This is a genomic window from Vibrio sp. OPT46, assembly GCF_015163535.1.
Classification (GTDB): Bacteria; Pseudomonadota; Gammaproteobacteria; order Enterobacterales; family Vibrionaceae; genus Vibrio; species Vibrio alginolyticus.
This window is the reverse complement of the sequence record NZ_JADDYG010000308.1, coordinates 19640-28427: the sequence shown is the minus strand read 5'-3', so window position 1 is coordinate 28427 and position 8788 is coordinate 19640. Positions and strand designations below refer to the sequence as shown.

10 protein-coding genes are annotated in these 8788 nt (G+C 44.8%); 4 read left to right on the top strand and 6 right to left on the bottom strand.

What is annotated here, in order from left to right:
* Positions 1-262: 262 nt before the first annotated feature.
* The 3 genes from IQR33_RS15085 to IQR33_RS15075 form a co-directional block, all read right to left on the bottom strand.
* Positions 263-1708, bottom strand: a complete 1446-nt coding sequence (locus IQR33_RS15085; protein WP_193837986.1) for an N-acylglucosamine 2-epimerase — start codon at positions 1706-1708, stop codon at positions 263-265.
* Positions 1709-1815: 107 nt separating this feature from the next.
* Complete coding sequence (locus IQR33_RS15080; RefSeq protein WP_193843796.1) at positions 1816-2358, bottom strand: AAA family ATPase; 543 nt, start codon at positions 2356-2358, stop codon at positions 1816-1818.
* 289 nt (positions 2359-2647) lie between these two features.
* Entirely contained in the window at positions 2648-3991 is a 1344-nt protein-coding gene (locus tag IQR33_RS15075) for a magnesium transporter (protein ID WP_170890121.1), read from the bottom strand.
* Positions 3992-4206: 215 nt separating this feature from the next.
* Between IQR33_RS15075 and IQR33_RS15070 the strand changes: the two genes are divergently transcribed.
* Complete coding sequence (locus IQR33_RS15070; RefSeq protein ID WP_193837985.1) at positions 4207-5082, top strand: universal stress protein; 876 nt, start codon at positions 4207-4209, stop codon at positions 5080-5082.
* 43 nt (positions 5083-5125) lie between these two features.
* Here IQR33_RS15070 and IQR33_RS15065 read toward each other — a convergent pair whose 3' ends face one another.
* Positions 5126-5515 carry a MazG nucleotide pyrophosphohydrolase domain-containing protein gene (locus tag IQR33_RS15065; protein ID WP_005376487.1) on the bottom strand — a complete coding sequence of 130 codons (390 nt, stop codon included), beginning with the start codon at positions 5513-5515 and terminating at the stop codon, positions 5126-5128.
* Between the two features lie 26 nt (positions 5516-5541).
* Positions 5542-5970, bottom strand: a complete 429-nt coding sequence (locus IQR33_RS15060) for a PaaI family thioesterase (RefSeq protein WP_054576022.1) — start codon at positions 5968-5970, stop codon at positions 5542-5544.
* Between the two features lie 211 nt (positions 5971-6181).
* Here IQR33_RS15060 and gloA point away from each other — a divergent pair, with 211 nt between their 5' ends.
* Both gloA and IQR33_RS15050 read left to right on the top strand, forming a co-directional pair.
* Positions 6182-6568: a lactoylglutathione lyase gene (gloA, locus tag IQR33_RS15055; RefSeq protein ID WP_054576023.1), complete on the top strand. Its 387-nt coding sequence runs from the start codon at positions 6182-6184 to the stop codon at positions 6566-6568.
* Positions 6569-6579: 11 nt separating this feature from the next.
* Positions 6580-7680, top strand: coding sequence for an alkene reductase (locus IQR33_RS15050; RefSeq protein WP_193837984.1), 1101 nt, complete (start codon positions 6580-6582; stop codon positions 7678-7680).
* Positions 7681-7797: 117 nt separating this feature from the next.
* On the opposite strand, the gene IQR33_RS15045 is transcribed toward IQR33_RS15050, so the two are convergent.
* Positions 7798-8073: a nitrogenase-stabilizing/protective protein NifW gene (locus IQR33_RS15045; RefSeq protein ID WP_033906505.1), complete on the bottom strand. Its 276-nt coding sequence runs from the start codon at positions 8071-8073 to the stop codon at positions 7798-7800.
* 241 nt (positions 8074-8314) lie between these two features.
* On the opposite strand from IQR33_RS15045, the gene IQR33_RS15040 reads away from it, so the two are divergent.
* Positions 8315-8788 (top strand): acyltransferase family protein (locus IQR33_RS15040; protein WP_193843795.1); only part of this gene is annotated, 474 nt, incomplete at its 3' end.

Here is an 8788-nt window from a genome sequence, read left to right as displayed (position 1 = left end):
AGAAACAATTCATTTATTTCCAATGACACTAGTGAGATTATGCGACGTGATTGGAATCTCACTTAAGTTTTCATGGACCTATCGCGCTGAAAATTGAATCCTCTACCTGTCATAGAATAAAAAGCCCCGTGGGCATTACCTGCACCATTATTGCTTGAAGCTTATCTAGTGACAGACCTAGATAGCTAATAGTCGCACTTGCTGTCGGAGGATTTTATTGGCTTTTACGCGGACTTTAACCAACACATCACCATCGACCAACCTAAGGTCGAATATTGGTGAATGTCGCGATGGTGACTCCATCACTTTGTGACGACAACGATTTTACGTCTGCGCTAAAGTAATATGGATTAAGTGGCATTTTGCTCTCTGCTGGTCGCGCGTAGTAAAGCTTGGCGGGCTGTTTTGCCATTTGTTGCGCGTACAAATACCCGACCAACGCATGTTCAAACTGGTGGTAACCATTTCCCCAATGGAACGCTTTGGTTGATTTAGGATTCAGACCAACACCTCCGTACTGATGATCCACCCATACGTCCATAAAAGTGGGTAACGTGTATTGAAGCGTTTCTTTCATCGAACCATCAATAAGGGAAACTGTCATTGCCGCTTGATCGAGCTCTGCCCATTCCCAAGACGAGCTGTAATGCTTGTGCGGTCTTGATTGCCAAGCAGGAATGCTCTCTTGCGTCCATTTACCCTGCCATTCTGGAGAGAAGAGCGCTTTGACTTGCTCAAAGTTTTGCTGGTATTGCGCTTGTTTAAGCGTGTGTTTCATTCCTTTGAAACCAAACTCTGTCCACTTTGAATTTTCCAACAACTGACCTGTCAGATACGTCATCCAATACGCCTTGATGGTGTGTCCAAAATCATTGTGTTTCGCATCTGGCATCATTACCGCTTTGTGGTGTATCGCGCCATAAAAGCGCTGCTCTTTGACGGAATGGTAGTTATCTATCATCACTTGCGTCAGCCATTGCAGATCTTGCTTCCACTTGGCTTGCGCTGGCGGTGGTAAAAGTGGCGCCGTTAACAACAGATAGCCATTGATCTGGTCAAGTTGAGCGACTAGCTCTTGCTGCTTCGCACCTTCCCCATCACCGTCTTTCAAAACCCAAGCCAGACCGCGATCATCGCTTCGTCGGTATTGTTTAAATATAAACGCTTGCTGGTCGATAAGCGCTTGTTCAACCTTTGGATCTTGCGTCAAGTAGTAGTACATCGCCAACCCCACCAAGGCGTAAGCTTGGTCTTGAGAAGTTCGTTGTTGCCACTCCATCCCCGGTTTTCCACCACGCGTAAAGCTCACAAAGCCGCCGTTTTTCTCATCTTGTAGATGATCAATCAGGTAATAAGCCCCTTTCTTTGCCAGCTCTAATGCTTGCTTGTCACCCGTAAGATGAAAAAGCACGCCATAAGCGTAAGTTTGGCGCGATTTCATGCGGGTGTATTCGCGATCGAAGTGCGGGCTAATCCACTCTTTGTTTAATTCTTCACACGGCTTTTGTGGGTCGAGAATGACACCGTTATCACAACGAAAAGTCGGAAAATTCCCCGCAGGTTGTCCATGCGCGCTTTCCATCATCCAATATGGGGCTAGGCCATTCGTCACATGGTTTAACCAATCATCCCCCGAAGGCAGGCCTACATCAGCAAAGCTGCTCATGCTCGTCGTTGCGAGCAATAAGGTAAGATATTTAAAAGACATAACACTCAATTAAGTTATTGAATTTTATCCAGTATAAATAACTCCCTTTACGCATATTGTTGTCGTGCTCACAATAGCCTTACGCATTTGTTTGCATCAATCATCTTTCAGCCTTGTTCGATGACTGAGCCGAGAATAAACGCTACTCTGTCTTCGACTGACATTTTGGGCACTTCGATCAATTGATAACCAAATTTGTGATAAGCGTTGACCATCTGTTGATACGTAGCCACCGCTTCAGAAAAATCTTGCTTTCGCTCTTCGTCGTTGCTGAATATCGACGTCCACGGTGGAAAAATGAATACTTGAGAATGATAACGAAGCGTCTGGCAATGCGTGATGAGCTCATGCGAGATTGGCAGTTGTTCCAACTTACTGTAGCCATATACGTCCACAATACTGCGATCAAAAAACACATTCCCTTGGTGGACATTGAAAGCTCGGTAATTGCTCACTTCTACCTTCATCATTTCGTCTCGAAAAGCTTGTTTGTCATTCCAAGGTAATGCTGAACCGTGATTGGCAACCTGCGTTTGTATTATTTGACGGCCGGTTTCTGGCGCGCAGATAAAGCCTTGTGTTTTTAGCTGTTCGATTACCGAAGTTTTCCCTGCACCAGGACCACCAGTGAATACGATGAGTTTGTTCAAAATCTTTTCCTTATTTTTTGTTTGAGTGAAGTAATGCGTGTACAGCCAAGAAAATTGGCATCATTTGGCGTTTGAAATTGGAATTTGGCATGCTAACGTTAAGCGAGATCGGTAGTGGGAAATTTGGGGAATAGAACTGAGCAGTGAAGAGATTTACAAAGTAAGAACCGAAACGACGTGTTCATCGGTTATGGAAAACGGAGGAATGCTGAGCGAAGCAAGCTCGCCCAAAATAATGGGTTGGGAAGTGATGCGATTGGTTCTGATGGTTAACGCGTCAATTGAATATCTATATCAAGAAAATGGCACCTAAGCCTAAGAACGCAAAGAAACCGACGACATCGGTAACGGTCGTCAATACTACCGAGCCAGCCACGGCGGGGTCAATGTTAAACTTCTTCAACGTGAATGGTATCAACGTACCCGATGCCGCGGCCGCCAAACTATTGAGGAAAATGGCACAGCAAATAATAAGTGCCAATGGCCAAGAGTCAAACACCATGTAAACGACACCCGCGATCACCAATCCCATAATTAAACCATTAATGGTGGCGATTTTTAATTCCTTATTCACCAATAGCTTCAAGTTACTTTGGTGCAAGTGGTTTAGTGCGATACCTCGAATGGCCACCGCTAAGGTTTGGCTACCCGCGATGCCGCCCATGCTCGCCACGACAGGCATTAAGATCGCAAGCGCAACGACTTGCTCGACCACATTATCAAAAATACCAATGATGGCAGAGGCAACAAAAGCGGTCAGCAAGTTAATCACCAGCCAAAGTGCTCTTAGCCTTGTCGCCACGCTTAATGGTGTGAACAAATCTTCTTCGCTTCGTACGTTTTCTGCCACTACAGCTTGTAGGCTGAGTTCGCGCAACGTAATCGCGATGGTCGCCATCGACAAGACGCCCATAATTTTGCCACCAGCCATGATAGGAAACCAATGTGCTCCACCATCAATCGAGACTTGTTTGCTGACACTTTGAATCGTTTGAATATCTTCTAGGATTGGCGTAACTACGGTCAAGTCGGTAAGTTTGATATGATTCTCGTGCAGCAACAGGGTTTGCGGCTCTATCGTACCAATCACACCACTTGCATCACGCACAATAATCAACCGCACTGGACTTTGCCCGCGTTTTAGCAGCTCGGTTTTGATGCCTCCTACGCTGTTTTTAGGGTTTGCGACCAGAAAGTGAGGCTCGGCATAACGTCCAACTTTGTTGTCTTCATACGACAATGCTTGTTGGATATGCGCGACAGACTCTTCACTTTGATCAATAAGGTATTCATCTACAAATTCGGTCGGTAGAAAGTCCGCAAATATGATCAGTTCTGAATCCGTTATGTACGCCAAGCGTTCATGTTGTAATTCTTTATTGAGTGATTGATGAATGTGCTTGGCGGTGTCGTATCGGAGCAAATTTAATACCGTCCAATACTTCTCAGGCGGCACTGCTTCTATGACACGTTTACGGTAAGCAATGTTGACCGATTCCAAAATGTTCGCAATCTGTGCTTCTTGATAGTCTTTCAAAAAGCTCAAGTCTTCGGTCGATTCTATCGCTTTAATGATCTCAGCAAGCAAATGTGGCACTTTGCGGTTAATTTGCAATTGGTTGGAATCTATCATTACTTTTACCTATAGCTTTCACTACCACATTCGCCGCATTGACGATATGTGCTATCCGAAGGCATGAATTCTTGATGTTAAAATTCTAGGCGATAGTTGACTTAATTGCGGAATTTATATTTCGCTCGCAGAAACAAAACGCCTCTGCATCAGTTCATGGTATAGACTTGAATGTGTGTCAGGCTCATTCGCCTTGTTTGATAATGGAGTAATCAATGGCACCTGTATTTTTTCTGACTCAGCAGGCCGCCTTACCAAGTCGTAAGGTGCTTCGTAAAGTGATTCAATTTTCGACAGCGTTGGCTCAGCCTATTGTGGTTTTAGTGGAAGACCATCGCCGAAGTGAAGATCACGCATTCGCTCATTTTCTCAGTTTCAACTCTGACCATATAGAAAAAAGACAAGCTGAGTTTGAAGCTTGGACCTTAAAGTTAAACGCATTAATTGTCGAACTTTGCGAAGAAGAAGAGCTTGAAACACCAACGCTCTCTTACGAGCATTTCAAAGGGAGCCATTGGGTTGAGCAAGTTGCGAAACGGCTTGTTGACCACACCGACTTACTGCTCGTGGGACACTTTAACAAACACGAGATTCAAACGATGCTCACAGAACTAGCACAACAAGATTGCGACTTGTTGCTACTGAGTGAGCGGTCATGGCCTTCTCACGCCAACATGCTTTGTGCAATCGACCCACTTCATCGAGGGGATGAAAAGTCGATAGTAGATAAAGCCATCGTCTCGCGAGGCTCAAAATTAGAACAAACCTTAAGCGGGAAAATGACGCTCGTTTACTGCCGATACGTCGCACCATACCTCTCTCGCTATCGTGCAGAGATATTAAGCAATCAAAAAACAGGCATTACAGATTTTATTACTGCGCAAAAGTTAACGCGAGTTCCATTACTATTACCGGAAGGAAACCCTGAAACGGCGTTACCAAAAGCAGTTAAGCAATCACAAGCAGCGATTTTGATTATGGGGGCATGTAAACGAAGCATGTCATCTCAATTTTGGTCTGGCAGCACTGTAGACACGTTACTTGATCAACCACCTTGTGACCTACTGTTGGTCAACAGCTCCAAGGGCTGACTAGGTATTCTCTATTAACCTATCCTTTCAATACCAAGCGCAGTTATTGGCTCTTTACATCTTCTAACTGCGCGGCTTCATGCTCTGCGTTCAAGGCTTGTTTCTGCTGCTGTTTTATCTCATCCCAACTGCGTCCCGACTCAATCGCAGATACACGCTGATCGTATTTGTTGCAGGCTCTTTCGAGTACTTTCTCAGGATCTATACCCTTTTCTCTTTCCAGCGCTTTTAATACGTTAAGATAGTTCCACAACACATCGCCTAACTCGTCTTCCAAATGACAAAGGCGATCCTCACGAATCTCTTCGCGGACTTCATCAACTTCTTTGCCAATGGCCTCCAGATAAGTCTCTACGCCTTTAAACCAAGTATTGGTTTGGTCATATTGGGATTTTCTCGTCGCAATTGCATACAGCTCATCAAATTTCTTCATTGCCTCTCCGTAGAACACGTTTTTATTTATGCCTTTTTAGGACGAATAAACTTCCCTTTAGCCGTCACTCTAACTTCGCTATTGACCCGTAATTGAGCCACCAGTTGATATATACCGCGTCGTTCACCTTCACAGTGTGCAGTAATCGTGACTCGATCATCTAACTTAATAGGTGCATGGTAGCGCACATCCAACTGCGCCGTAAGGGCTTGAATGTCTCTAGATAACAAACAATGCGTCATTGCACCATCGAGAAGCGAACTGGCAATACCACCATGTAACAGGTCTGTGTAACCTTGATGACGCGGTAAAACGTGAAACTCTCCGACAACAGAGCCATCGGCTAGGTATTGGTAGTTCACGGCCAAAGAGTTCGGATTCACATTAATTGAAGAACAAACCGCACATTGATAATGAGATTCGTGAGTGTAATGACAGTAGCTGTTTGTGGACATGATAGTTACTCGGTTTCTCAAAAGAGTAATTAGCATATGCCAACAATTAAAAAGAAACGGCGAGTAATCTTTGTTTGCATGTTGCAGGGCCAGCAACTTCGCTTTTCATAACACTAAATAATCATTTTAATAATTAACGATAATTTCCAGTTTATTTAGAGTGGCGATATGGTTTGCATAGTGATTACGCAACGTTATGAAAAGGCGACTTATGAAGTTTCTCCACACGATGATCCGTGTAGCTGACCTAGACAAATCTATCGAATTTTATACAAAAGTTCTGGGAATGAGTGTTTTGGATCGTTTTGAAAACCAAGAATACCGTTACTCACTGGTGTTTGTTGGTAACACTGATCAACCAGATGGCGCGACCATCGAGCTAACTTATAACTGGGACACCGACAGTTACGACTTGGGTAACGCATTCGGACACATGGCACTGGGGTCTAAAGATATTTACGCCGCTTGCGAAAAAATTAAAGCGCTTGGTGGCAACGTTACTCGCGAGCCAGGTCCAATGAAAGGCGGAGAAACTCACATCGCGTTCATTAAAGATCCCGATGGTTACCAAATCGAGCTCATCCAAACTCAAAAATAACGAGGTTTCCTATGACAGACGCATTATTTCAACCCATTCAACTTGGCTCTCTCTCATTAAAAAGCCGTATCGTTATGCCTCCGATGACGCGTTCTCGTGCTTCTCAACCAGGTAATATCGCTAACGACATGATGGCGACCTACTATGCTCAACGTGCTGAAGCGGGCCTAATCGTTGCTGAAGGCACACAAATTTCGCCAATGGGTCAAGGCTATGCATGGACACCAGGCATTTACAGCCCAGAGCAAATTGCTGGCTGGAAAAAAGTAACTGATGCAGTGCACGAGAAAGGCGGCACTATCTTCGCGCAATTGTGGCACGTTGGTCGTGTGACTCACCCTGATAACATTGGCGGTGAGCAACCTATTTCTTCTTCTGCGCTAAAAGCAGAAAACGTGAAAGTATTTGTCGATAACGGCACAGACGAACCGGGCTTTGTCGACGTGGTTGAGCCACGTGAAATGACCAAACAAGACATCAAGAACGTTATTGAAGAGTACCGCCAAGCCGCACTAAACGCGATAGAAGCCGGATTCGATGGTATCGAGCTTCATGCAGCGAATGGCTACTTGGTTAACCAGTTTATCGATTCTGAAGCGAATAACCGCACCGATGAATACGGTGGCTCTATTGAAAACCGTCTGCGTTTTCTTGGTGAAGTGATAGAAGCGATGACGCAAGCCATTGGAGCTGAGCGTGTTGGTGTTCGTCTTGCGCCATTCACTTCGTTAAATGGCACCGTTGATAGTACGCCAGTCGAAACCTACACCGCCGCTGCAGCGCTGCTTGATAAACTCAATGTGGTTTACATTCACATTGCAGAAGTAGATTGGGACGACGCGCCAGACACTCCGCACAACTTTAAAACCGCAGTTCGTGAGGCGTACAAAGGTACACTGATTTATGCCGGTCGTTACAACGATGAAAAGGCGCAACACGCGATCGAAAGTGGTTTAGCTGACATGATTGGCTTTGGCCGTCCGTTTGTTGCAAACCCCGACTTACCAAGCCGCATCAAGCATGGCTATCCACTGGCAGAACATGACCCTGCCACATTGTTCGGCGGCGGTGAAAAAGGCTTAGTGGACTACCCTGCGTACCACGCGGGTTAATTCATCTACGTAAAGCTGATTCGCAACTCGCGACAAACCAATAGCGAAACCAAAAGAACCTTGCTCTTCCCCCTGTAACGCCAAGATGCAGGGTTCTTTTTAGGCAAGCCATCAGAATTAACGTCTTTGACAAGATGTACAACCTCGACACGCAGAGCGCGTCTTTTTACTGAGCAAACTGCGTTGTACTTTACAGTAAGCATTCTTTAAAGCACGACGACCTGAAAACCAATCATCCGGTTTAGTGAGGATTAAGTAGCCGTGAAACCTCTTAACCAACTCGGTTCGATTGTTTTCGATAAATCGGCTATCAAACTCGATGTCGAAGTAATTCAAAGCCTCTTCGATACAAGTAAAGCTGGCAATTTTTTCCTGAATCGTATTCTCTGTCATCGTTTCTTTAGCGTAATCATTTTCAATGAAGTCTAAGTGCCTCGCGCTTTACGTTCTTTGATTTAGCGCTTCTTAAGATCATTCTTTATGGGGTTTCCATATTGAAATTCAATTTGGGAATTCGTTAACCCACCTAGCATTTTCATTTTGACAATCACTTTAAGGCACTGATTTAAATAAACATTATTTCTGGTTCATATTTTGCTCTACTTCATTAAACGGAATGTTGGAGCAACACGATATGACTTACAGAGCAGAAGTAGACGGATTAAGGGCGATTGCTGTCACGTTGGTGATTTTGTTTCATGCAGGAGTTGAGCAATTCGCTGGTGGCTTTATTGGCGTCGACGTGTTTTTTGTGATCAGCGGCTATTTGATCACCACCATCGTGATTAACGACTTAGAAAACCAGAAGTTCAGCCTTGGTGATTTTTATGAGCGACGCATTCGTCGCATACTCCCCCTCTTACTGGTGGTGATCGCCGTCAGCTATTTGATGTCTTGGTGGCTATTTTTGCCGCAAGCACACAAAGACGTTGGTCAATTTGCAGTGTCTTCCATTCTCTCTTCATCCAACATTCTTCTGTATTTGAAAGGCCACAATTACTTCGGTTTAGAAGATCAAGCCAACCCGCTGTTCCACACATGGAGCTTGGGCGTTGAAGAACAATACTACATTGTCATTCCTTTGCTACTCATGCTACTCGCTCGTGGC

Bases quoted from the DNA above. Each gene is read 5' to 3' on its own strand.
- IQR33_RS15085 (WP_193837986.1), bottom strand. From the start codon at position 1,708: ATGTCTTTTAAATATCTTACCTTATTGCTCGCAACGACGAGCATGAGC.
- IQR33_RS15075 (WP_170890121.1), bottom strand. From the start codon at position 3,991: ATGATAGATTCCAACCAATTGCAAATTAACCGCAAAGTGCCACATTTG.
- IQR33_RS15070 (WP_193837985.1), top strand. From the start codon at position 4,207: ATGGCACCTGTATTTTTTCTGACTCAGCAGGCCGCCTTACCAAGTCGT.
- IQR33_RS15065 (WP_005376487.1), bottom strand. From the start codon at position 5,515: ATGAAGAAATTTGATGAGCTGTATGCAATTGCGACGAGAAAATCCCAA.
- IQR33_RS15060 (WP_054576022.1), bottom strand. From the start codon at position 5,970: ATGTCCACAAACAGCTACTGTCATTACACTCACGAATCTCATTATCAA.
- gloA (WP_054576023.1), top strand. From the start codon at position 6,182: ATGAAGTTTCTCCACACGATGATCCGTGTAGCTGACCTAGACAAATCT.
- IQR33_RS15050 (WP_193837984.1), top strand. From the start codon at position 6,580: ATGACAGACGCATTATTTCAACCCATTCAACTTGGCTCTCTCTCATTA.
- IQR33_RS15045 (WP_033906505.1), bottom strand. From the start codon at position 8,073: ATGACAGAGAATACGATTCAGGAAAAAATTGCCAGCTTTACTTGTATC.